At 72.4% G+C, this 21,817-nt stretch carries 23 protein-coding genes; 10 read left to right on the top strand and 13 right to left on the bottom strand.

Going from position 1 to position 21,817, the window contains the following annotated elements; genetic code table 11:
- Nucleotides 1-122 precede the first annotated feature (122 nt).
- The 4 genes from ACWDAK_RS18080 to paaK all read left to right on the top strand — a co-directional run bounded on the left by ACWDAK_RS18080 (nucleotide 123) and on the right by paaK (nucleotide 4,049).
- On the top strand, nucleotides 123-1,730 hold the full coding sequence (locus tag ACWDAK_RS18080) for an ABC-F family ATP-binding cassette domain-containing protein (protein WP_427393009.1): 1,608 nt from the start codon (nucleotides 123-125) through the stop codon (nucleotides 1,728-1,730).
- Nucleotides 1,731-1,886: 156 nt separating this feature from the next.
- Nucleotides 1,887-2,138 (top strand): hypothetical protein, encoded by a 252-nt coding sequence (locus ACWDAK_RS18075; RefSeq protein WP_344635626.1) that lies wholly within the window; start codon nucleotides 1,887-1,889, stop codon nucleotides 2,136-2,138.
- 2 nt (nucleotides 2,139-2,140) lie between these two features.
- Entirely contained in the window at nucleotides 2,141-2,509 is a 369-nt protein-coding gene (locus ACWDAK_RS18070; protein WP_344635625.1) for a toxin Doc, read from the top strand.
- 280 nt (nucleotides 2,510-2,789) lie between these two features.
- On the top strand, nucleotides 2,790-4,049 hold the full coding sequence (gene paaK / locus ACWDAK_RS18065; protein WP_344635722.1) for a phenylacetate--CoA ligase PaaK: 1,260 nt from the start codon (nucleotides 2,790-2,792) through the stop codon (nucleotides 4,047-4,049).
- A gap of 88 nt (nucleotides 4,050-4,137) precedes the next feature.
- On the opposite strand, the gene ACWDAK_RS18060 is transcribed toward paaK, so the two are convergent.
- The 7 genes from ACWDAK_RS18060 to ACWDAK_RS18030 all read right to left on the bottom strand — a co-directional run bounded on the left by ACWDAK_RS18060 (nucleotide 4,138) and on the right by ACWDAK_RS18030 (nucleotide 8,730).
- Nucleotides 4,138-4,422, bottom strand: coding sequence for a hypothetical protein (locus ACWDAK_RS18060; RefSeq protein ID WP_344635624.1), 285 nt, complete (start codon nucleotides 4,420-4,422; stop codon nucleotides 4,138-4,140).
- Nucleotides 4,423-4,647: 225 nt separating this feature from the next.
- A complete protein-coding gene (locus tag ACWDAK_RS18055) occupies nucleotides 4,648-5,295 on the bottom strand; it encodes a Pr6Pr family membrane protein (RefSeq protein ID WP_427393010.1) in 648 nt (215 codons plus the stop codon).
- Between the two features lie 140 nt (nucleotides 5,296-5,435).
- Entirely contained in the window at nucleotides 5,436-6,080 is a 645-nt protein-coding gene (locus ACWDAK_RS18050; protein ID WP_344635721.1) for a response regulator transcription factor, read from the bottom strand.
- Nucleotides 6,081-6,151: 71 nt separating this feature from the next.
- Complete coding sequence (locus tag ACWDAK_RS18045) at nucleotides 6,152-7,459, bottom strand: sensor histidine kinase (RefSeq protein WP_344635622.1); 1,308 nt, start codon at nucleotides 7,457-7,459, stop codon at nucleotides 6,152-6,154.
- A 61-nt stretch (nucleotides 7,460-7,520) separates the two neighbouring features.
- On the bottom strand, nucleotides 7,521-7,673 hold the full coding sequence (locus ACWDAK_RS18040) for a hypothetical protein (RefSeq protein ID WP_344635621.1): 153 nt from the start codon (nucleotides 7,671-7,673) through the stop codon (nucleotides 7,521-7,523).
- 169 nt (nucleotides 7,674-7,842) lie between these two features.
- Nucleotides 7,843-8,106, bottom strand: a complete 264-nt coding sequence (locus ACWDAK_RS18035) for a DUF1876 domain-containing protein (protein ID WP_344635620.1) — start codon at nucleotides 8,104-8,106, stop codon at nucleotides 7,843-7,845.
- Between the two features lie 162 nt (nucleotides 8,107-8,268).
- Complete coding sequence (locus ACWDAK_RS18030) at nucleotides 8,269-8,730, bottom strand: hypothetical protein (protein WP_427393011.1); 462 nt, start codon at nucleotides 8,728-8,730, stop codon at nucleotides 8,269-8,271.
- A gap of 348 nt (nucleotides 8,731-9,078) precedes the next feature.
- Between ACWDAK_RS18030 and ACWDAK_RS18025 the strand changes: the two genes are divergently transcribed.
- Genes ACWDAK_RS18025 through ACWDAK_RS18010 form a run of 4 tightly spaced genes read left to right on the top strand, consistent with a single transcriptional unit; the run spans nucleotide 9,079 to nucleotide 14,833 of the window.
- The gene (locus ACWDAK_RS18025) at nucleotides 9,079-10,221 is read left to right on the top strand and encodes a CaiB/BaiF CoA transferase family protein (protein WP_344635618.1); all 1,143 of its coding nucleotides are present in this window, start codon (nucleotides 9,079-9,081) and stop codon (nucleotides 10,219-10,221) included.
- Between the two features lie 16 nt (nucleotides 10,222-10,237).
- Nucleotides 10,238-11,380, top strand: a complete 1,143-nt coding sequence (locus ACWDAK_RS18020) for an acyl-CoA dehydrogenase family protein (protein WP_344635617.1) — start codon at nucleotides 10,238-10,240, stop codon at nucleotides 11,378-11,380.
- 35 nt (nucleotides 11,381-11,415) lie between these two features.
- A complete protein-coding gene (locus tag ACWDAK_RS18015; protein WP_344635616.1) occupies nucleotides 11,416-12,630 on the top strand; it encodes an acetyl-CoA C-acetyltransferase in 1,215 nt (404 codons plus the stop codon).
- A 37-nt stretch (nucleotides 12,631-12,667) separates the two neighbouring features.
- A complete protein-coding gene (locus ACWDAK_RS18010; protein WP_344635615.1) occupies nucleotides 12,668-14,833 on the top strand; it encodes a 3-hydroxyacyl-CoA dehydrogenase NAD-binding domain-containing protein in 2,166 nt (721 codons plus the stop codon).
- 211 nt (nucleotides 14,834-15,044) lie between these two features.
- On the opposite strand, the gene ACWDAK_RS18005 is transcribed toward ACWDAK_RS18010, so the two are convergent.
- Nucleotides 15,045-15,770, bottom strand: coding sequence for a MerR family transcriptional regulator (locus ACWDAK_RS18005; RefSeq protein WP_344635614.1), 726 nt, complete (start codon nucleotides 15,768-15,770; stop codon nucleotides 15,045-15,047).
- A 213-nt stretch (nucleotides 15,771-15,983) separates the two neighbouring features.
- Here ACWDAK_RS18005 and ACWDAK_RS18000 point away from each other — a divergent pair, with 213 nt between their 5' ends.
- The gene (locus ACWDAK_RS18000; protein WP_427393012.1) at nucleotides 15,984-16,253 is read left to right on the top strand and encodes a hypothetical protein; all 270 of its coding nucleotides are present in this window, start codon (nucleotides 15,984-15,986) and stop codon (nucleotides 16,251-16,253) included.
- Between the two features lie 67 nt (nucleotides 16,254-16,320).
- Here ACWDAK_RS18000 and ACWDAK_RS17995 read toward each other — a convergent pair whose 3' ends face one another.
- The gene (locus ACWDAK_RS17995; protein WP_344635612.1) at nucleotides 16,321-17,253 is read right to left on the bottom strand and encodes a M56 family metallopeptidase; all 933 of its coding nucleotides are present in this window, start codon (nucleotides 17,251-17,253) and stop codon (nucleotides 16,321-16,323) included.
- 3 nt (nucleotides 17,254-17,256) lie between these two features.
- Entirely contained in the window at nucleotides 17,257-17,703 is a 447-nt protein-coding gene (locus tag ACWDAK_RS17990; protein ID WP_427393013.1) for a BlaI/MecI/CopY family transcriptional regulator, read from the bottom strand.
- Nucleotides 17,704-17,932: 229 nt separating this feature from the next.
- Between ACWDAK_RS17990 and ACWDAK_RS17985 the strand changes: the two genes are divergently transcribed.
- Entirely contained in the window at nucleotides 17,933-18,604 is a 672-nt protein-coding gene (locus ACWDAK_RS17985) for a hypothetical protein (protein ID WP_427393014.1), read from the top strand.
- A gap of 80 nt (nucleotides 18,605-18,684) precedes the next feature.
- Here ACWDAK_RS17985 and ACWDAK_RS17980 read toward each other — a convergent pair whose 3' ends face one another.
- The 3 genes from ACWDAK_RS17980 to ACWDAK_RS17970 form a co-directional block, all read right to left on the bottom strand.
- Entirely contained in the window at nucleotides 18,685-19,701 is a 1,017-nt protein-coding gene (locus tag ACWDAK_RS17980; protein ID WP_344635609.1) for an isopenicillin N synthase family dioxygenase, read from the bottom strand.
- A gap of 132 nt (nucleotides 19,702-19,833) precedes the next feature.
- A complete protein-coding gene (locus ACWDAK_RS17975) occupies nucleotides 19,834-19,908 on the bottom strand; it encodes a putative leader peptide (protein WP_425557563.1) in 75 nt (24 codons plus the stop codon).
- An 81-nt stretch (nucleotides 19,909-19,989) separates the two neighbouring features.
- Complete coding sequence (locus tag ACWDAK_RS17970; RefSeq protein ID WP_427393015.1) at nucleotides 19,990-21,591, bottom strand: AMP-binding protein; 1,602 nt, start codon at nucleotides 21,589-21,591, stop codon at nucleotides 19,990-19,992.
- Nucleotides 21,592-21,817 lie beyond the last annotated feature (226 nt).

Genomic DNA, 21,817 nt, shown 5'->3' with positions numbered 1-21,817 from the left:
CGTGCGACCTCGGCGGCGGGCACCTTTCCTGCGCCTCCTCGCGATCTCCTTCCCTTCGCGACCGCACCGCGCGGTGTCTCCCGTGTAGCTCCCCACCCGTAGCGAACACACCGGAGGCCTCCATGGCACATCCCACCACCGCCGTCCTCTGCACCGACCTGGGCTTCGAGTGGGCCGACGGCACCGTCGTCCTGGACGGATTCCACCTCGCCGTCGGCCCCGGCCGCACCGGCCTGATCGGGCTCAACGGAGCGGGCAAGTCCACCCTGCTGCGCCTGATCGCCGGCGAACTCACCCCCGCCACCGGCACCGTCCACATCAGCGGCGAGTTCGGCTATCTGCCCCAGGACCTCACCCTGGACACCGCGCAGCGCGTGGACGAGGCGCTCGGCATCCGGGCCGCCCGCGAGGCACTGCACGCCATCGAGTCCGGCGACACCGACGAGCGGCACTTCACCGCGATCGGCGAGGACTGGGACGTCGAGGAGCGTGCCCGCGCCACCCTCGACAAGCTCGGCCTCGGACGCCTTGACCTCGACCGCACCACCGGCGAACTCTCCGGCGGCGAGGCGGTGCTGCTGCAGCTGGCCGCGCTGCTGCTGCGCCGCCCGGACGTACTGCTGCTGGACGAGCCGACCAACAACCTTGACCGGCACGCCCGTTCACTGCTCTACCAGGCCGTCGAGAGCTGGCCCGGGGTCATGGTCATCGTCAGCCACGACCGCGAACTGCTCCATCACGTCGACCAGATCGCCGAGCTGCGCGACGGCACGGTCACCTGGTACGGGGGCAACTTCGCCGCCTACGAGCGCACCGTGGCCGCCCAGCAGGAGACCGCCGAGCGGCTGGTACGGGTCGCCGAGGCCGACGTCCAGCGGCAGCAGCGCGACCTGATCGAGGCCCGTACCAAGCTCGCCCGCAGCGCCAGTTACGGCAAGAAGCGCTCGGTGCAGCGCAACGACCCGAAGATCTTCGCCGGCAAGTTCAAACGACAGGCCGAGGAGACGGCCGGGCGGGTGAAGGGCATGCACACCGACCGCCTCGCCGAGGCCAAGGAGCGGCTCACCGCAGCGGAGGAAGCCGTCCGGGACGACGCCGAGATCCGGATCGACCTCCCGCGCACCTTCGTCCCGCCGGGCCGCACCGTGCTGCACCTCGACCGGGTCCGGCTGCCGTACGGCGCCTACGCCGACCTGGAGCTGCGCGGGCCCGAGCGGATCGCGCTGGTCGGCCGGAACGGCGCGGGCAAGACCACCCTGCTGCGCACCATCGCGGGTGAACTCGCCCCGTCAGCCGGGGAGATCGGCGTGCCGGTGCCCGTGCGCTACCTGCCGCAGCGCCTCGACCTGCTGGACGACGGCCGCTCGGTGGCCGAGAACGTCAAGGCGTACGCGCCCGGGGCGGGCGACAACGCGATCCGGGCCCGACTGGCCCGTTTCCAGTTCCGGGGCGCGCGGGCCGAACAGCTCGCGGGCACCCTCTCCGGCGGCGAGCGCTTCCGGGCCGCACTGGCCGCCCTGCTGCTCGCCGACCCGCCGCCGCAACTGCTGCTGCTGGACGAGCCGACCAACAGCCTCGACCTGGCCAGCGTCCGCCAGCTCACCCAGGCGCTGGCCGGCTACCAGGGCGCGCTGATCGTGGCCAGCCACGACGTGCCGTTCCTGCGCGGGATCGGGATCACCCGATGGCTGGAGCTGGACGGCGAGTTGCGGACCGTCGACACTCCCTGACGGTTGCTCGCCCACTCACCTCCGGGCCGAAGGAACCGGCACCGACGGGCCGCCCCCAGCCTTCGGCCGGGGGTACCCCCCTCGGCCCGGGGCGGGACGCTGAGGGGTGACCGGGAGGGGTGCCGCGAGCCGGCGCCCCTCCGGTACCATCCCCGCATGCCAGCGCTCAGTATTGAGTACACGGAGCTCGAACTCGCGGCGATCCGCGAGGCCGCCGCCGCGGACGGCAAGAGTGTCAAGGCGTACGTGCACGACCTGAGCGTCCGTGAGCAGAAGCGGCGCACCTTCGTCAGCCACGCGGTGGCCTTCTGGAACGCCCACGTCGAGGAGTTCGACGCGGCCTTCCCCGAGGACGCCCCCGACGCCGAACACCGCGACGGTGCGCGCCCCGATCCGGCCGCCGCCTGACGATGCTCCAGGTCGACATCCGCTGGCTGCTCGACGTCCAGGAGCTGGCCTCACCCGAGGACCTCAGCGTGCGCGACTACTCCGCCCTGCAGGCCGCCGTCGCCCGCCACCGGGTCAACACCGTGCAGCTCGGCCATGACGCCGATCCGGCCTGGTGCGCGGCCGCCCTGATGCACACCATCGTGCTGCTGCGGCCGCTGCCCGTCCGCAACAACCTCTACGCCTGCATGGCCACCGCCGCCTACATGCACGCCGCCGACGAGGGCATCGACCCGCCGTACGGCGCCCTTGTCGAACTGGCCCGCGACGTGGCAGAGGGCACCGCGGACGTCTTCACCGCCGCCCGGCGCATCCGCTCCTGGCGGATCTGAACCGCTGCGCCCTCCGGGCCGTCGCCTCCGGTCGGTGACCGTCCGGACACGCGCGGGCGGACATCGGTGCGATCCCTTGACAGCCGGATCACCTGCTGGATTACTGGCTTTCACACCGCCGATGACCGAATGTTCGGTCGGCATGCCGGGCCCGCGGCAGGGTCGACGGCAGCCGATCGGAGAGGACGCGCCGTTGAGCCACACCCCGACCGAAAGCACCGGAGGCGGCCGGCGCCTCGGCGAGCCGACCCCGGTGGAACTCCTCGACGCCGGGGAGCGGATGAGCCGCGAGGAGCTCAGGTCCCACCAACTCGTCCAGCTGCGCGCCACGCTGCGCCACGCGTACGACCATGTCGAGCTCTACCGGCGGAAGTTCGACGCGGCCGGGGTCAAGCCCGAGGACTGCCGCACGCTGGAGGACATCGCCCGGTTCCCCTTCACCACCAAGGCGGACCTGCGGGACTCCTACCCGTTCGGGATGTTCGCCGTCCCGATGGCCGAGGTCCGCCGGCTGCACGCCTCCAGCGGGACCACCGGGCGGCCCACCGTGGTCGGCTACACCGAGCACGACCTCTCGCTCTGGGCCGACCTGGTGGCCCGCTGCATCCGCGCCGCCGGCGGCCGGTCCGGGCACCGGGTGCACATCGCCTACGGGTACGGGCTGTTCACCGGGGGACTGGGCGCGCACTACGGGGCGGAGCGGCTCGGCTGCACCGTCATCCCCGCCTCCGGCGGCATGACCGCCCGGCAGGTCCAGCTGATCCAGGACCTCCGACCCGAGATCATCATGGTCACGCCGTCGTATCTGCTCACCCTGCTGGACGAGTTCGAGCGCCAGGGCATCGACCCGCGCGGCACCTCGCTGCGGACCGGCATCTTCGGCGCCGAGCCGTGGACCGAGGAGATGCGCCGCGAGATCGAGCAGCGGATGGGCATCCACGCGGTGGACATCTACGGGCTGTCCGAGGCGCTCGGTCCCGGTGTGGCACAGGAGTGCGTGGAGACCAAGGACGGGCTGCACCTGTGGGAGGACCACTTCCTGCCCGAGATCGTGGACCCGCTCACCGACCGGGTGCTGCCCGACGGAACGGGCGGCGAGCTGATCCTCACCTCGCTCACCAAGGAGGCGCTGCCGGTCATCCGCTACCGAACCCGCGATCTGACCCGGCTGCTGCCCGGCACCGCACGTCCGGCCTTCCGCCGGATCGAGAAGATCACCGCGCGCTGCGACGACATGATCATCCTGCGCGGGGTCAACGTGTTCCCGAGCCAGATCGAGGAGATCGCGCTGCGAACGCCCGGCGTGGCACCGCACTTCCAGCTGCGGCTGTCCCGGCGCGGCCGGCTGGACCACATGACGGTCCGGGTCGAGGCGCGGCCGGACACCGGGCCCGAGCGGCGCGCGGCAGCCGCCGAGGAGATCGTCAGGAGCGTCAAGGACGGAGTGGGCGTCACGGTCGAGGTGGAGGTCGTCGACCCGGAGACGCTGGAGCGCTCGGTCGGCAAGATCCGCCGGGTGGTGGACCTCCGGGAGCGGTGAGGCCCTGCGGAGGGATCGACTTCGATGCCCCGGTGCCGTTGTGACGCAGCGCCAGGGGCTGGGGATCCGGTGCTACTCCGGAAGGTCGCTACGCAGAAGCCACAACCCGGCCGGCCGTGACCTGAGGGGCGTTGGGGAGCAGCGACGCGAGGTTGTCCCGTACGAAGTCCGCTGCCCTCTTGATCGATTCTTCGGCCCCGGTCTGGTCCTCGAAGACGCTGGTCGACACCATCACCCCATCCCCGGCGTCGAGCCAGTAGTAGGCCACGAACCCGGGGACCTGCCGGAGGAGAGGCACGAATCCCTGGCTCACCCGGCGTCCCACCTCGGCAGGATCGACCACCCCTTCGTACCGCCGAACCGCTGCGTACATAGCTGTTCTCCTCACGGATCCCGAGGTCATCTCGTGGGGAACGGCATACCCCTACCGGGCGTCTCCCGCTCACGAACCGTCCGGCAGGCACCCGGAAAGCCGCAGTGGTGATCCACATGGAGCATCTGCCGTCGGGACCGGGCTGGGGTGAACCGTCGACCTTCGCCTTTCGGGCAAGTTCGGCGCCCAGCGCCCAGTGACAGCAGACGTGTCTTCGTCGATCTCTCAGCCGGCGGCCGGGCGGAGCTTGCGACGGATGGTGGTGCCCAGGCGGTCGAGGGCGACCACGGTGGCGCCGAGGGCGATGAACTCGACGGTCAGCTGGGCGATCTGGCCGCCGACCCAGGCGTAGCCGTTCTGGGTGGGGTCCAGGAAGAAGTACGGGTACTTGTTGTCGAAGTGCGGGAAGAGCGCGGCGCGCAACTCGGTGATCGCGGCGTAGCCGAGCGGGAAGGAGAGCCAGAGCGGCAGGTCGCGCCAGTGCGAGACGTTGCGGGGCTTCAGGCAGAGCCAGTCCAGCATGACCATCACCGGTGACACGTAGTGCAGGAAGAAGCTGGACCAGTTCTGCAGGCGATCGGGGCCGGATACAAGGCCCGGCAGCGGGTTCGCGCCGTGGTTGAGGATGATGTGGGCGACCAGGCCGGTGATGGTGATGTAGAGCACGGCGGCGCCGCGCAGCCGGGGCGCCGGGGCATCGGTGGTGTCGCGTCTGACCATCCAGTACACCGCGCCCGTGAAGTAGCCGAGCACTACGACGTTGCTCTGGACGGTGAAGTAGACGAGGGAGCTGGTACCGAGGATCAGCCCGAGTCCGGCCGAGAGCACGATGGCCAGGCGCCACCAGAGGGCAGGGCGGGTCCAGACAGACATGCGCTCACCGGTTCTTCTCGTACGGTCCGTGGGATCGTGGCACTCTACCCACGGGTACCGACTGGGCGAAACCCGCCAAAGCCGACTTCCGGGACGGGCGCTGCCCGGCCGGCGTCCGCACCGGGACGACAGCCGACGGCTCAGCGGGGGCGGACGAAGCCGGACTCGTAGGCGGCGATCACGGCCTGGGTGCGGTCCCGGACGCCCAGCTTGCCGAGGACGCTGGCGACGTGGGTCTTGACCGTCTCCGGGCTCACCACCAGCCGTTCGGCGATCTCGCCGTTGGTCAGGCCGGCGGACATCAGCCGCAGGATCTCGCCCTCCCGCTCGGTCAGCCGGGGGAGCGGGGCGGGGGTGCGCCCGCGCCGGGCGGCGTGGTGCACGGCCAGCTCGCGGACGGCGGCCGGGAACAGCAGCGAGTCGCCGTGCGCCACCAGCCGGACGGCCTGCACCATCTCCTCGGCGCGGGCCCGCTTCAGCAGGAAGCCGGCGGCGCCGGCGCGCAGCGCCTCGTACACGTGGTCGTCGTTCTCGAAGGTGGTGACCACCAGGATCTTCGGCGGCGGCTGGAGCGCGTCCAGGACCAGTTCGGTGGCCCGGATGCCGTCCAGGCCGGGCATCCGGATGTCCATCAGGATGACGTCCGGCTGCAGTTCGCGGGCCAGCGGGAGGACTTCGGCGCCGTCCGCCGCCTCGCCCACCACAGTGATTCCGGGCTCGGCGTCGAGCACCACCCGCAGGCCGGTACGTACCAGCCGTTCGTCATCGGCGATCACCACGCGGATCACGGCCGTCCCCCTCTGCTGTACTCGGTACCGCCGTATGCGGTGGTCGTGCGGTCAGTGTGGTTGCGCGGTCAGTGAGGCTGTGCGGCATTCGCCGGCGGTGCCGGCGGTGCGGAGACGGGGAGCCGGACGGAGAGCCGCCAGCTGCCGTCCGGCTGCGGCCCGGCCCGGTAGTCGCCGCGCCGGGACTCGGCGCGCTCGGCTATCCCGCGCAGTCCCCGGCCGCCGCCGGGGCGGCTGGGGCGGTCGGCGCCGAGCGGGTTCTCCAGGTCCACCTCCAGCCTTCCGCCGGAGAGCCGGAGCCGCAGCCGGGCGGGGACCGGGCCGGCGTGCCGGAGCACGTTGGTGAGGCCCTCCTGGACCACCCGGTAGGCCTCGCGGGAGAGTTCGGGCGGAAGGTCGCCGAGCCCGGGGCCGGTGTGGGTCTCCACGCGCACTCCGGCCAGGCCCATCTGCCGTACCAGGGTGTCGAGTCCGGCGAGTGTCGGGCCGCAGTCGGCGCGGCGGCCGTCGGCGGTGTCCTCGCGCAACAGGCCGAGGACGGTGTCGAGTTCGGCGACCGCCGCGCGGGCGGTCTCCTCGATGGCCTGCAGCGCCTCCGCGGCGAACTCCGGGTCCGAGCGCAGGACCCTGCCCGCCGCTGCCGCCTGGATGGTCACCGCGCTGAGCGCATGGCCAACCGAGTCGTGCAACTCCCGTGCCAGCCGGTTGCGGTGGGCCAGTTCGGCGGCGCGCTGTTCTGCGGCGGCCAGCCGCTCGTCGGGGGTCGGGCCGAGCAGTGCGGGTGCGCAGCGGGCCAGCAGGGCGCCGGAGAGGGCGTTGGTCGTCAGCAGTAGGAACAGCAGGGCCGGTGCGATCAGCAGCTCCGGCGGCGCGTACTCGCCGAAGGCGCGGTGGAGCGTGTCCCGTCCGGTGTGCCCGAGCGCACCGGAGGAGGAGGCCAGAAGGAACAGCACGGTGGGCGGCACCGTGAGCGACATCCCGCTGACGATGCCGCCGAGCAGGACGTGCAGTACGAACCACGCCGACGTCCGCCGGCGTGCCGCCCAGCTGCGGGCGGGGGAACTCGCCAACTCCCGTACCGGACCGCCGCGTCGGGGTGCGAGCGCGCCCGCGCACAGCGCCCGGGCCGCCGCGCCTTCGAGCGGTCGGACCATCGGGACCAGCGCCGTGACCGCTGCCATCGGCAGCGAGAGCGGGAGCGCGATCAGTTGGGCCAGGAGCTGCTGTCCGGGGTCCGTGTTCCCCCTCGGGAGGGCCGGGGTCAGCAGCACGGTGGACAGCAGCCAGTACGGCATCAGCAGCGCGCCGCCGAGCACCAGGTGCACCCAGCGCAGCGCGGCGCGCCGTCCGACCAGGGCACCCAGCACCGTACTCACCGTGCTGACCCTACGTCAGCTGCGGGCCGTGCGGGGGTGCAGCGGGAGACGGCCGCTGTCATCAGCGGTCCGCATCCGTGATCCCGCCGTTCGGCCGGAGCGGTTCGAGTGCCGAAGGCGGGACGGTGGCGGCGGTCACGGCGCCGCTGCTGCGCAGGTCGGCGCTGAGCGTGCCGCGCACGCCGCCGTGGTGGGAGAGGTCGATGAGGCCCATGGCCACCACTCTCCCGCCGCTGGCCCGGTGCGGTCATCGCCCCCGGCTACGATCGGCCTCCCTCCGGCGGGGGAGGCCGACCTCCTCCCGGAGGCCGGTCGGTCCGGGCGCGGTCAGCCGGCCGGGCCGGAGGAAACGGGCGAGTGGCCGGGGTCAGGGGAGACCCGGGTCAGAAGATCAGGTGGGCACGCTCGTGGGTGCGGACCTCGATTCCGGTGGCGGCCTTGTTGATCAGTTCGTGCGCCAGGTTGGAGCAGGCGCGGGCGGCGGCCAGCTCCTCGCCGACCGTGGCGTCCGGGGTGTCGTCCGGATTGCGGCGGGCCACACCGAGGCCCTGGACACCGGGAGCGCTGAACCCGCTCAGCGAGGCGGTGCAGGTGGTGCGGTCCTCGTCCTCTTCGAAGTTGAGGTCGACGATCCAGTGGTTGTGCATGGCGGCTCATCTCCTCGGATGGAGAGATCGTAAGCATCAGAATCCGCCGGGCCGCGGGCGTTGGCAAGGCGTGGCCGGGGTCCGGGCGCTCTCCGCCTCCGGCCGTTGACCCTCGGTGACGCGGAGCCGCGGGATGGGTGACAGTGGCCTGACACTGCCGACTCACGACACGGAGGCGCGGCGGCGTGCCCGGTACACCGTCACCGCAGCGGCACCGAGGGCTGCCAGCGCGAGCACCAGGCTGCCCACCAGCACCGGGTTGACCCAGGACGGCACCAGTTCACCGTCCGGCCCGCACCGCACGCTCACCGGAAACGTCCGGGTGACGACCCCGTCCGCGGGGAAGCCCCGAGCGTTGCAGTACTTGCGGGCGGACGTCCACATCGGCCCCGACATCAGACCGGTACTGAACGCCCAGTACGCCGCGCAGACACCCAGGAGGGACAGCCGGACGAGCGCGCCGGCGTCGAGGGGGGAGCACCGCTCACGCCGGGCGAGCACCACCCGGCGCACCACCACGACCGCACCGATCAGGAACAGGACCGGTGCGATGTACGGGCCGAAGAAGGCGAGGCCGACGAGAACCATCGAGGCGTCGCCGGCCCCGGAGGCCGTCTCGATCACAGAAAGCGCTTGGGGCACGCACCGTTGGACTCGCTGCGCCACCGTACGGTTCCCCAGCCTCCCGGGTGAGTTCGTGGCGGCGTTCCGGCGGTGGGGCTGGTCCCGCGGATGATGGCCGGTGCCGCCCGCCGCGACCCGAACCGATCGCGCGGCTTCCCGGGAGGCGGCCGCCGCGTGGTGCCCCCGGCCCGGACGGTGCAGGTCGCAGGCAATGAGCCGGAGGTGGGCCGGCCGTGCGGTTCCCCGCGCCCCGGGGCGCCGCGCCCCTTGTTACCGGTGAGTCAGATCCCTATCATCACGACTGTGACAGCCAAACTGTCAAACACATCGGACAGGGGAGAGCCGCCGGTGCCGGAGCGCAGCAGTGGGCCGCTCGCAGGGGTGCGCGTGGTGGAGCTGGCGGGGATCGGCCCCGGCCCGTTCGCCGCGATGCTGCTGGCCGATCTCGGCGCGGACGTGGTCCGGGTGGACCGCCCCGGCCCGCCGGCGATCGGGCCGGATCCCGGCCACGACGTCACCAACCGCAACAAGCGCTCCGTGGTGATCGACCTCAAGTCGCCCGAGGGGCCCGGCCTGGTGCTCGAACTCGTCGAACGCGCCGACCTGTTGATCGAGGGCTACCGCCCCGGGGTGGCCGAACGGCTCGGCGTCGGACCCGAGGCGTGCCTGGCCCGCAACCCCGCGCTGGTCTACGGCCGGATCACCGGCTGGGGGCAGGACGGGCCGCTCGCCGCGAGCGCCGGCCATGACATCGGGTACGCCGCCACGGCGGGGGTGCTCGGGCTGATCGGCGCGCCCGGCCAGGCCCCGGCCATCCCCGTGAACCTGCTCGGCGACTACGCGGGCGGCTCGCTCTACCTGGTCGTGGGCCTGCTGGCCGCGCTGCACCACGCCCGCGCCACCGGCACCGGCCAGGTCGTGGACGCGGCCATCGTGGACGGCGCCGCGCATCTCACCGCGATCCTCTGGGGCCTGCTCGCCGCCGGGCAGTGGCAGGACCGGCGCGGCGTCAACCTGCTCGACGGCGGCGCCCCCTGCTACTCGGTCTACCGCACCGCCGACGGCGAGTACATGGCGGTCGGCGCGCTGGAGCCGCAGTTCTACGCCGAGTTCACCAGACTGCTGGAGCTGGAGGCCGACGCTCCGGGCCAGTTCGAGTCGGCCCGCTGGCCCGAGCTGCGCGAGCGGATCGCGGCCCGTTTCGCCACCCGCACCCAGGCCGAGTGGACAGCGGTGTTCGAGGGCACCGACGCCTGCACCGCACCCGTTCTGACGCTCGGTCAGGCCGCGGGTCACCCGCACCTCACGGCACGCGGCACCTACACCGCACACCAGGGCATCACCCAGCCGGCGCCCGCGCCGCGCTTCTCGGCCACCCCGGGTGGGCTGCGCCGCCCGCCCGCCCAGCCGGGCGCGCACACCGAGGAGGTGGCCCGCGACTGGGGCGTGGCCGGACTGCTGCCCGGCTCCGACCCGACAACCGATCGCTGACCTGGAGGAGAGCGCAGTGCAGCGCGAGATCTACACCGAGGAGCACGAGGCGTTCCGCGAGAGCGTCCGGGCGTTCCTGGTCCGTGAGGTGCTCCCGCACAACGACCGCTGGGAGCAGGCGGGCATCGTCGACCGCTCGGCCTGGCTGGCGGCGGGCAAGCAGGGGCTGCTCGGCCTCGCCGTCCCGGAGGAGTACGGGGGCGGCGGCACCCCGGACTTCCGCTATCCGGCCGTGCTGGCCGAGGAGTTCGCCAGGGCCGGGGTCAGCGGGCTGGCCCTCGGGCTGCACAACGACATCATCGGTCCCTACCTGACCTCGCTCGCCACCGAGGAGCAGCAGCGGCGCTGGCTGCCCGGGTTCTGCAGCGGCGAGATCGTCACCGCGATCGCGATGACCGAGCCGGGCGCCGGGTCCGACCTCCAGGGCATCCGCACCACCGCGGTCGACCAGGGCGACCACTACCTGCTCAACGGCGCCAAGACCTTCATCTCCAACGGCATCCTCGCCGACCTGGTGGTGGTCGTCGCCAAGACCACCCCCGATGGCGGTGCGCACGGCCTCAGCCTGCTGGTGGTGGAGCGCGGGATGGCGGGCTTCGAGCGGGGCCGCAACCTCGACAAGATCGGCCAGAAGGCCCAGGACACCGCCGAGCTGTTCTTCGACGACGTGCGCGTCCCGAAGGAGAACCTGCTCGGCGAGGAGAACCAGGGCTTCGTGTACCTGATGCGCAACCTCGCCCAGGAGCGCCTGGCGATCGCGGTCTCCGCGATCGCGGGGGCCGAGCACCTGGTCGAGCTCACCACCGCGTACGTCAAGGACCGCACCGCCTTCGGCCGGCCGCTCGCCAAGCTGCAGCACGTCCGGTTCGAGATGGCCGAGCTGGCGACCGAGTGCGCGGTCACCCGGACGTTCATCGACCGCTGCATCACCGAGCACAACCGGTCCGCGCTCACCCCGGTGGACGCCTCGATGGCCAAGTGGTGGGCCACCGAACTCCAGAAGCGCACCGCCGACCGCTGCCTCCAACTCCACGGCGGATACGGCTACATGGCGGAGTATCCGGTCGCCAAGGCGTTCACCGACGGCCGGATCCAGACCATCTACGGCGGTACCACCGAGATCATGAAAGAGATCATCGGCCGCTCCCTGCTCGGCTGAACCTAAGGCTCCGACCTCCCGAAAGGCATCCCACCGTGACCACCGAAGCGTACGTCTACGACGCGATCCGCACCCCGCGCGGGCGGGGCAAGGCCACCGGCTCGCTGCACGGCACCAAGCCGATCGACCTGGTGGTCGGCCTGATCCACGAGATCCGCGCCCGCTTCCCGGACCTCGACCCCGCTGCGATCGACGACATCGTGCTCGGTGTGGTCAGCCCGCTCGGTGACCAGGGCTCCGACATCGCCCGGATCGCCGCCGTCGCCGCCGGACTGCCGGACTCGGTGGCGGGCGTCCAGGAGAACCGCTTCTGCGCCTCCGGCCTGGAAGCCGTCAACCTGGCCGCGGCGAAGGTCCGTTCGGGGTGGGAGGACCTGATCCTGGCCGGCGGCGTGGAGTCGATGTCCCGGGTGCCGATGGGCTCGGACGGCGGCGCCTGGGCGATGGACCCGATGACCAGCTTCCAGGTCGGGTTCGTCCCGCAGGGCGTCGGCGCCGACCTGATCGCCACCATCGAGGGCTTCTCCCGCACCGACGTGGACACCTTCGCAGCCGAGTCCCAAGCCCGCGCCGCGAAGGCCTGGGCGGACGGCAAGTTCGACCGCTCGGTGGTACCGGTCAAGGACCGCAACGGACTCGTGGTGCTGGAGCGCGACGAGTTCTTCCGCCCCGGCACCACCGTGGAGACGCTGGCCGGCCTCAAGCCCTCCTTCGCCGCCATCGGCGAGCAGGGCGGATTCGACGCGGTCGCGCTGCAGAAGTACCACTGGGTCGAGTCGATCGACCACGTGCACACCGCGGGCAACTCCTCCGGGATCGTGGACGGCGCCGCCCTGGTCGCCATCGGCTCGCGCGAGATCGGCGAGCGGTACGGGCTGCGCCCGCGGGCCCGGATCGTCTCGGCCGCCGTCTCCGGCTCCGAGCCGACCATCATGCTCACCGGCCCCGCCCCGGCCACCCGCAAGGCGCTCGCCAAGGCGGACCTGCGGCCCGAGGACATCGACCTGGTCGAGATCAACGAGGCCTTCGCCGCCGTCGCGCTGCGCTTCATGCGCGAACTCGGCTTCAGCCACGACCAGGTGAACGTCAACGGCGGCGCCATCGCGCTCGGCCACCCGCTCGGCGCGACCGGCGCGATGCTGATCGGCACCCTGATCGACGAGCTGGAGCGCCGCGACCTGCGCTACGGCCTGGCCACCCTCTGCGTCGGCGGCGGCATGGGCATCGCCACCGTCATCGAGCGCGTCTGACCACCTCCTGACTCCCGCATCCCCAAGGACTCATCCCATGACCGAAGCAACCGTCATCCGCTGGGAGCAGGACGAGGAGGGCGTGGTCACCCTCGTCCTCGACGACCCCGCCCAGTCCGTCAACACCATGAACGCCGCCTTCACCGAGGCGTTCATCGCCGTGGTCGAGCGCCTCAAGGCGACCGGGAACCTGCGCGGCGTCATCATCACCTCCGCCAAGAAGACCTTCTTCGCCGGCGGAGACCTGCACCTGCTGCGCGCCGTGGAGCCCGAGCAGGCGGGCGAGTTCCTGGAGAACACGCTGCGCCTCAAGCGAGCCATGCGCGAGCTGGAGACGCTGGGCAGGCCGGTGGTCGCCGCGATCAACGGCGCCGCCCTCGGCGGCGGCCTGGAGCTCGCGCTCGCCTGCCACCACCGGATCGCGCTGGACGTACCCGGAAGCAGGATCGGCCTGCCCGAGGTCACCCTCGGCCTGCTCCCCGGCGGCGGTGGCGTGGTCCGTACGGTACGGATGCTCGGCATCACCGACGCCCTGCTCAAGGTGCTGCTGCAGGGCCGGCAGTACCGGCCGGCGCAGGCGCTGGAGATCGGCCTGGTGGACGAACTCGCCCAGGACACCGAGGAGATGACCGCCAAGGCGCGCGCCTTCATCGACGCCAACCCCGCAGCGGTGCAGCGCTGGGACGTCAAGGGGTACAGGATCCCGGGCGGCACCCCGGCCACTCCCGCCTTCGCGGCCAACCTCCCGGCGTTCCCGGCCAACCTGAGCAAGCAGCTGAACGGCGCGCCCTACCCCGCCCCGCGGAACATCCTGGCAGCCGCGGTGGAGGGCGCCCAGGTGGACGTGGACACCGCGCTGGTGATCGAGTCCCGGTACTTCACCGAGCTGGCCTGCGGACAGACCGCCAAGAACATGATCCAGGCGTTCTTCTTCGACATGCAGGCCGTCAACTCCGGTGCCGGCCGGCCGAAGGACGTGCCGGCCCGCAAGGTGGGCAAGGTCGCCGTGCTCGGCGCCGGGATGATGGGCGCGGGCATCGCGTACTCCTGTGCCAAGGCCGGGATGCAGGTGCTGCTCAAGGACGTCTCGCCGGAGGCCGCCGAGCGGGGAAAGGCGTACTCGGCCGGGCTGCTGGACAAGGCGGTGGCGCGCGGGCGGACCACGCCCGAGGAGCGGGAGGAGCTCCTGGCCCGGATCACGCCGACCGCCGAGGCGGCGGACCTGGCGGGCTGCGAGGCGGTGATCGAGGCGGTCTTCGAGAACCCGGAGCTCAAGCACAAGGTCTTCCAGGAGATCGAGGACATCGTCGCGCCGGACGCGCTGCTCTGCTCCAACACCTCCACCCTGCCGATCGGCCTGCTCGCCGAAGGGGTCACCCGCAGCGCCGACTTCATCGGCCTGCACTTCTTCTCGCCGGTCGACAAGATGCCGCTGGTGGAGATCATCCGGGGCCCGCGGACCGGCGATGAGGCGCTGGCCCGCGCCTTCGACCTGGTCCGGCAGATCCGCAAGACCCCGATCGTGGTCAACGACTCGCGCGGCTTCTTCACCTCGCGCGTCATCGGCCAGTTCATCAACGAGGGCGTGGCGATGGTCGGTGAGGGTGCCGACCCGGTCTCCGTCGAGCAGGCCGCCGCCCAGGCCGGGTACCCCGCCAAGGTGCTCTCGCTGCTGGACGAGCTGACCCTCACCCTGCCGCGCAAGATCCGTAACGAGGCGCGGCACGCCGTCGAGGAGGAGGGCGGGACCTGGCAGCCGCACCCCGCGGACGCGGTGATGGACCGGATGCTGGACGAGTTCGACCGGCCGGGGCGCAGCGGCGGCGCCGGCTTCTACGAGTACCAGGACGGCAGGCGCGTCCGGCTGTGGCCGGGGCTGCGGGAGCACTTCGGGAAGCCCGGGGTTCAGATCCCGTTCGAGGACATGAAGGAGCGGATGCTCTTCGCGGAGGCGCTGGACTCGGTGCGCTGCCTGGAGGAGGGGGTGCTGACCTCGGTCGCCGACGCCAACGTCGGCTCCGTCCTGGGCATCGGCTTCCCGGCCTGGACGGGCGGCGTGCTCCAGTACATCAACGGCTACCAGGGCGGGCTGCCCGGGTTCCTCGCCCGCGCACGGGAGTTGACGGCGGCGTACGGCGAGCGCTTCGAGCCGCCCGCACTGCTGGAGCGCCTCGCGGCGGAGGGCGGGCGCTTCCAGGACTGACAGTGAGGATGTGTGGTGGCTTGCGCAGCAGGGGCGCGGGGAACTGTGCGCGCAACCCCGCGACTTCGTAGTGGATGCTGCGAACCCGGACCCGCACTGTCCGAGGGGCACGGGGAACCGTGCGGGAGACCATGCGCCTCGGTGCCTGGCCGGTCGCGCGGTACCCCGCGCCCCTCGGGTGCTCGCCCGGCGGCGGGCCGTCCCGGCGGCGCTACGGCCGCTGCGCGGCCAGCTCGTCGGCGAGGGAGCGCTGGAAGGCCGTCACCAGGGCCTGGACCACCATCGGCTGGATCCGGTCGGTCAGTTCCTTCATCCGCTCCAGTTCCGCCGGCGGCGGGGCGCTCTCGCGGTAGGGCTTCCAGACCGTCTCGCGGAACAGCCGGTGCAGGTCGTGGGCGGTCGCCTGGCTGTGCAGGCGGACCACCGCGCGGGCCGCGACCAACGTCTCCAGCGGGATGGGCACGTCCAACACCCGTACCCCGAGCGGGAGCAGACCCGGATCGATCTCGAAGACCTCGGGGTCGTCGGTGCGGTGCAGCGCGCCCATCGCGGCCAGCCGGTCCACGTCGGCGTCCGAGAGTGCCCGGCCGGCCCGTCGGCCGAGCTGGTCGCGGGTGGCCTCCTCGGCGGCTTCCGGGGTCCAGGAGGCCACCAGTGCCCGGTGGATGGCCAGGTCCAGGGAGCTGATGTCCTCGGGCAGTTGGGCCAGGTACCGTTCGATCGCCGCCAGGGTGAGGCCCTGCCGCTGCAGCTCCTCGATCAGTTCCAGCCGCCCGAGGTGCTCGGGGCCGTACAGCCCGACCCGGCGCGGTCCCAGCTCCGGCGGCGGCAGCAGGCCCTTGGTGCTGTAGAACCGCAGCGTCCGCACCGTCACCCCGGCCCTGGCCGCCAGTTCGTCGACGGTGAGCCGCGGCGGCCCGGCCGGAGTTGCTGTCATGGAACGAAACCTCATGCTGAGTCAGGGAGAGCCCGATATGGCAGATCTGCTGTAACAGCATCAGTGTGACACTGCTCCGGCCCCGGGGTCCATGCCGGCGTGGCGGTACCGGCCCCCGCCGCGGGGCCGGTACCCGGTCGGGGACCTCCCCGCAGAGTTCTACAGGTCTGTAGAGTTCTGGTGGCAGTCGCCCACAGAGCAGGGGAGCGGACGGTGTACGGAACACAGGGGCGCTCCGGCGCAGCTCGGCGTCCCGGCGGCGGGGCCTTCCAGCCGCCGGAGGCGGAGGTGCGCCGGGTGTACCAGCCGGTCGAGGTGCACCGTGAGGACGGGACCTGGGCGCTGGGCCGGATCAACGCCTGGTGGCATCCGGCCGGCGGTGAGGCGTGGTGCCGGGTGCGGACCATCGGCAAGGGCGGCGCGTTGACCTGGATGCCCTTCGACCCCGAGCGGCTGGTCCTGCTGCCGCTGTCGGGGATCTGAGCGGATCCGGAAGGCGTGAGGGCCGTCGGGCCGCGCCGCCCGACGGCCCTGGTCGGCGCAGGCCGGACTACAGCGGTGTGGCGGCCTTGAGCACGAGCAGCAGGGCGACGGCCGCGTTCAGCGCGGACAGCGCCGAGGCCGCGGTGCCGGCGGCGGCGACCATCGCGGCCAGGCCGACCGGGCTGTGCGCCGGGGGCCAGGTCTCGGGCAGCACCTCGGGGTTGAGCAGTGCGGCCACCCGGCGCGGGACGGGGCCGGGGGCGGCGAAGGCGGCGAACCCGGGTGCGGGTACGTGCCGGGTGACGAGGGCGGCCTTGGCGACCGCCCGGGCCGTCACCCGGCGGCTGCCGACGGTGTGCGCGGCCTCCTCGTCGGCCCAGCGCTCGGTGCCGTAGGCGACGGCCTTCTCCAGTGGCCGCAGGAACGGGTTGACGCAGCTGGCCAGTTGGGTCGCCAGCAGGTAGCGGTGGTGCCGGTTGGCCAAGTGGGAACGCTCGTGCGCGATCAGGGCCCGGCGCTCCTCGGTCCCGAGGCTGTCGATCATGCCGGTGGAGACGACGATCCGCCCGGGCGCGCCGGGTACCGCGTAGGCGTACGGGTTGCTGTCGGGCAGCACCGCCAGGTCGGAGTCGCGCGGCACGAACTCCAGGGCGTGCTGGGCGCGGGCCCTGATCCGCAGGTGCCGCCGCAGGGTGACCGAGCACATGGTGAGCACGGTGACCAGGACGATCACCGCCGCCGTACCGACCTCCTCGTGGAACGGCACCGCCGCGCGCACCTCAGGGTCGGACCAGTTGTCCGGCAGCGGGTTGCCCGGGATCTGCGCGGTGCCGACCACGAAGAGCAGGCCGAGGCAGAGCGAACTGCAGACCGCCATGCTCACGCTGATCCAGGTGAGCAACCGGACCGCGTTGCGCGGGTGCAGGTGGTGCTCGGCGAGGCGGGCGATCGGCAGCGCCGTCAGGGGCAGGATCAACGGGAGGAAGACGAAGACGCCCACGGCTCAGTGCTCCCGTCGCCCGGCCGGGCGGTCCTGCGGCGAGTACCCGTCCGCCGGGCGTCCCTCGGCGGAGCCGTCCAGCAGGGCCCGCAACCGGCGCTCGTCCTCGGGGAGCAGCGCGCTGACGAAGCTGGCCAGTACCGCGTCCCGGTCGGACTCGGTGTCGAGCACCCTGCGCATCCTCATCGCGGCCAGCCCAGCCGCGTCCGAGGCGGCGAGCCACAGATAGACCCGGCCCGAGCGGCTGCGGGAGACCGCCTGCTTGGTGAGCAGCCGGGAGAGGATGGTCATCACCGTGGTGTAGGCCAGTTCGCCGCCGAGGCGCTCCTGCACCCAGCCCGCGGTGACCGGCTCGGTGGCCTTGCTGAGCACCTCCAGGACCTGGCTCTCCAGTTCGCCCTGGCCCCGCTTGCGCGGCCGCCTGCCGAGATCGCCTCTGCTCCGGTCCATGGTGTCTCCTCCCGGCGGGCCCGCCCGTGCGCGCAGCGCGCGTCCGGCTGCGCGCTTCATCCTAGTGAGCGCGCGGGGCGGTGATGAGCGCGGGGCGGCGGCCGTCACCCGCCCTCCGGCGGGGAGCCGGCTCCTCTACACTGCTGTAGATTCAGTGTGCCGCACGCTTCATCCGCGACTCGGACAGCCGGCCGGGCCGGTCCGGCGTCCCACGCATCGGAGGACACCTGTGGACGTACCTCCCCGGCTTCGGCAGCAGGATCAGGCCGACTTCGAGCGTGCGCTCACCCAGGCCCTGGCCAGCGACGACATCCGGGCGGCGCTCGTACGCGGCGCCCGGGGCCTGGACCGGGCGAGCCTGCGCGCCCTGGCCCGGTCCGCCTCCGCGGAGATCGTCTCCGCGGCAGCGGACGAGTACGGCGAGTACGCCAGGCTGCGGGCCGCCGCGGACCTGGCCGGACCGCTCGGCGGACGGCCGCGCGAGGAGGGGGAGGGCCGGCGCGACGGTGGTCTGCTGAGCGCACTCGCGGTCTTCGCCCCGGTGCTGGCGGGTGCCACAGCGGTGCTCTGCTACCTGATCGGCAGCCTGCTCAGGTTCTTCGCGCGCTCCGAACGCCACCTGGCCGACTCGGTGACCGAGGTCGCCTGGTCCGCGGCGATCGCCGCGGCGGCCGGGGCGGTCGTCGGCGTGGTCGGACTGCTGGTCACGGCGGCCCGGCACCGCTCGGCCGCCCTGGCGCACGCCGAGGCCGCGGTGGCGCACGCCGAGGCCGCGGAGCCCGTCCCGGACAGCCTCCTGCTGGCCCGCGAGGCATGGCGGGCCGCCTTGCTCGAACGCGGGATGCTCCCCTTCCTGCTGGGCCGGCTGGAGCCCGCACCCGGCGGGGACCTGCCGCTCTGACCCGTCGGCCCGGCCGGTGGGAACGTCGGCGCGCCGCCGACGGGGCGCTGCCCGCCGGTGGCGCGGTCCGACGGCTCCGGCTACGCGCTGGGCACCAGACCGGCGTGGTGGCGGCTGGTGACCTCGGGGTGGGCGCGGAGGTACCCCTTCAGCTCGTTGAATCCGAAGTCGGCGTAGAGCGGGTTGGCCGGGTCCTGGGTGGTGCCGGGCGCGTCCCCGGCGCCCGGGAAGTCCAGCGGCTCGATGTGGGCGTCCAGGCGCGGGTTGTAGAAGAACGGGACCGAGAACCGCTCGCGCGCTCCGGGCGGGCTGACCACCCGGTGGTCGGTGGCCTTGAGGTATCCGTTGGTGGCGACCTCGAGCAGCTCGCCGAGGTTGACCACGAAGGCGCCGGGCATCGGCGGCACGTCCAGGTAGGACCCGTCGTGCTCCACCTGGAGCCCGCCGACCTCGTCCTGGAGCAGCAGGGTGATGAACCCGTAGTCCTTGTGCGAGCCCACGCCCTGTCCGGCGCCGTCGGGCGCGGTACCCGGGTAGCGGACCAGCTTGAGTCGCAGGTGCGGGTGCCCGGCGAAGGCGTGGTCGTAGAAGTCCGGCTCGGCGCCGATCGCGGCGAGCAGTTCGTGCAGCAGCCGTTCGGCCACACCGCTCAGCCGGTCGATCCAGCCCAGTGCCGCGGTGCGCAGCTCCGGCAGCGCCTCGGGCCACTGGTTGGGGCCCTCCAGCCACCAGTACGCGGGCTCCTCGGGGCCGGGGACGTGCGGGGGCAGCTCGGCGCCGATGTCCAGCTGGTCGCGCCAGTCCCGGCTGCCGCCGGTGCGCTCGTCGCCGGTGCGGGTGTAGCCGCGGAAGTGCGGGGAGTTGAGGTTGGACACGGAGAGCCGGTCGGCCTCGGGGAGGGCGAAGAAGGCCCGCATCGTGTCGGTGAGGACGGCCGTCTCGGCCGGGGTTACGCCATGGCCGGTGAGCTGGAAGAAGCCCACCTCGGTCGCCGCCTCCCGCAGGTTGCGGTGCAGGAGGGCGCGGTCCTCGGCGCCGCCGTCGGCGAGTGAGAGGTCGATCACGGGAAGAGCGATGGAACGCGACTGCTGAGTCATGGGTGACATCCGCTGAGTTCGGTGCCCCGGCTGCTCCGGTGGTCGCCGGAAGGCCGTCGCTGCGACGCCACGGGTGGGGGCGGCGCAGCGGTGCCGGGGGAGGGTGGTGCCCGAGGGCGGGGAAGGGCGAGATCAGTCGGAGCGTCGACAGGACATGCTCGTGACGCGGCACAGGTCCACGTGGCGACGACTCATAAGAATAAGCATGCCATCAGGTTAGATGAACTTATGGGGGTGGTCGAACACGTTTCGATAACCACCCGCGGCCCGTGGCCGCCTCCGGTGCGCTCACCGCAGCAGCTCCCGGGCCGCCATCTCGCGCAGTTCGGTCTTGCGGACCTTGCCGCTCACCGTCATCGGGAACGTCCGCACCACCCGCACGTGGCGCGGTGTCTTGAAGTGCGCGAGCCGCCCCGCGCAGTACGCGGTCACGTCCTCGGTGCTGAGGGTGGCCGCCGGGTCGCGCAGCACGACGAAGGCGAAGATCTCCTCGCCCAGCCGGTCGTCCGGTACCCCGACCACCTGGACGTCCGCGATCGCCGGATGGGTGTGCAGGAACTCCTCGATCTCGCGCGGATAGACGTTCTCCCCACCGCGGATGATCATGTCCTTGATCCGCCCGACCACGGACAGGTAGCCGTCCTCGCGCATCACGGCCAGGTCGCCGGTGTGCATCCAGCCCTCGGCGTCGACCGCCTCCGCGGTGCGCTCGGGCTCGTCCCAGTAGCCGAGCATCACCGAGTACCCCCGGGTGCACAGCTCGCCCGCCTCGCCGCGCGGCGCCGTCCGTCCGCTCTCCGGGTCGATCACCTTCACCTCGACGTGCGGCATCGCCCGGCCGACCGTCTCGGTGCGGCGGGCCAGGTCGTCCGTGCGCCGGGTCATGGTGGAGACGGGGGAGGTCTCGGTCATCCCGTACACGATGGCGACCTCGGCCATGTGCATGTCCGACTGGACCCGCTTCATCACCTCCACCGGGCAGGGTGAGCCGCCCATCAGCCCGGTCCGCAGCGAGGAGAGGTCGTAGGAGTCGAAGTCCGGCAGGCCGAGTTCGGCGATGAACATGGTCGGCACCCCGTACAGCGAGGTGGCCCGCTCGGCGGCGACGGCGCACAGGGCGGCGGCCGGGTCGAAGCCCTGCGAGGGGATCACCACGCAGGCGCCGCGGCTGAGTGCCGCGAGGTTGCCGATCACCATGCCGAAGCAGTGGTAGAAGGGCACCGGCACGCAGATCCGGTCCTGCTCGGTGTAGCCGAGCAACTCGCCCACCGAGTGGGCGTTGTTGAGGATGTTGCGGTGCGAGAGGGTGGCGCCCTTGGGGAAGCCGGTGGTGCCGGACGTGTACTGGATGTTGATCGGCTCGTCGCAGTGCAGCGCCGGGAAGTCGCCCGCGGGGCCGGTCAGTCGCTGCCACTGCGGGTCGCCGATCCACAGTGTCCCGCGCAGCGCGGGACACCGGCCCTCGGTTACCGCCTCGTCGACCATCGCCCGGTAGTCGCTGCCGCGGTAGGCGGGCTGGGCCACCAGCAGGCTGACCCCGGACTGGTTCAGCACATACGCCAGTTCATGGCTGCGGTAGGCCGGGTTGACGTTCACCAGGACGGCGCCGAGCCGGGCGGTGGCGTACTGCACCAGTACCCACTCCGGGCAGTTGAGCGCCCAGATGCCCACCCGGTCGCCCTTGGCCACCCCGTGCGCCCGCAGCCCCCGGGCCAACCGGTCGACGTCCGCGGCCAGTTCGCGGTACGTCCAGCGCCGCCCGCTCGGTACGTCCACCAGCGCCTCCCGGTCCGGGAAGGCGGACGCCACCTGGTCGAGGCGCTCTGCGATGGTGCAGGTCAACAGCGGACTCCCGGTACTGCCAAGGGAGTAGGACGCCTGCTCGGTCACCGTTGACCTCCGGCTCTCGGCGGGTGGAGCGGGTGCGTTGGGCTGTGCCCGACCAGGCTTGGCCACGGTCCCCGGTTCGTCAAGAGCGCGCGCCAGCGGGCTCGGGCGCCGGTTGGCCGTCCTCGGCCGTTCGTCGCGGACGGCCGGTATCCGGTGGTCGGTGAACGCGCCCGGCATGGTCCCGTTCCCATGGCCCCGGCTCTCTCCGGTGCGGACGTCGACGGCG

It is taken from the genome of Kitasatospora sp. NPDC001175 (assembly GCF_053598215.1).
This window is presented reverse-complemented; position numbering and strand designations above follow the sequence as displayed.

Bases quoted from the DNA above. Each gene is read 5' to 3' on its own strand.
- ACWDAK_RS17980 (WP_344635609.1), bottom strand. From the start codon at position 19,701: ATGACTCAGCAGTCGCGTTCCATCGCTCTTCCCGTGATCGACCTCTCA.
- ACWDAK_RS18040 (WP_344635621.1), bottom strand. From the start codon at position 7,673: ATGGGCCTCATCGACCTCTCCCACCACGGCGGCGTGCGCGGCACGCTC.
- ACWDAK_RS18060 (WP_344635624.1), bottom strand. From the start codon at position 4,422: ATGTACGCAGCGGTTCGGCGGTACGAAGGGGTGGTCGATCCTGCCGAG.
- ACWDAK_RS18075 (WP_344635626.1), top strand. From the start codon at position 1,887: ATGCCAGCGCTCAGTATTGAGTACACGGAGCTCGAACTCGCGGCGATC.
- ACWDAK_RS18080 (WP_427393009.1), top strand. From the start codon at position 123: ATGGCACATCCCACCACCGCCGTCCTCTGCACCGACCTGGGCTTCGAG.
- ACWDAK_RS18035 (WP_344635620.1), bottom strand. From the start codon at position 8,106: ATGCACAACCACTGGATCGTCGACCTCAACTTCGAAGAGGACGAGGAC.
- paaK (WP_344635722.1), top strand. From the start codon at position 2,790: ATGAGCCGCGAGGAGCTCAGGTCCCACCAACTCGTCCAGCTGCGCGCC.
- ACWDAK_RS18010 (WP_344635615.1), top strand. From the start codon at position 12,668: ATGACCGAAGCAACCGTCATCCGCTGGGAGCAGGACGAGGAGGGCGTG.
- ACWDAK_RS18055 (WP_427393010.1), bottom strand. From the start codon at position 5,295: ATGTCTGTCTGGACCCGCCCTGCCCTCTGGTGGCGCCTGGCCATCGTG.
- ACWDAK_RS18070 (WP_344635625.1), top strand. From the start codon at position 2,141: ATGCTCCAGGTCGACATCCGCTGGCTGCTCGACGTCCAGGAGCTGGCC.
- ACWDAK_RS17990 (WP_427393013.1), bottom strand. From the start codon at position 17,703: ATGGACCGGAGCAGAGGCGATCTCGGCAGGCGGCCGCGCAAGCGGGGC.
- ACWDAK_RS18005 (WP_344635614.1), bottom strand. From the start codon at position 15,770: ATGACAGCAACTCCGGCCGGGCCGCCGCGGCTCACCGTCGACGAACTG.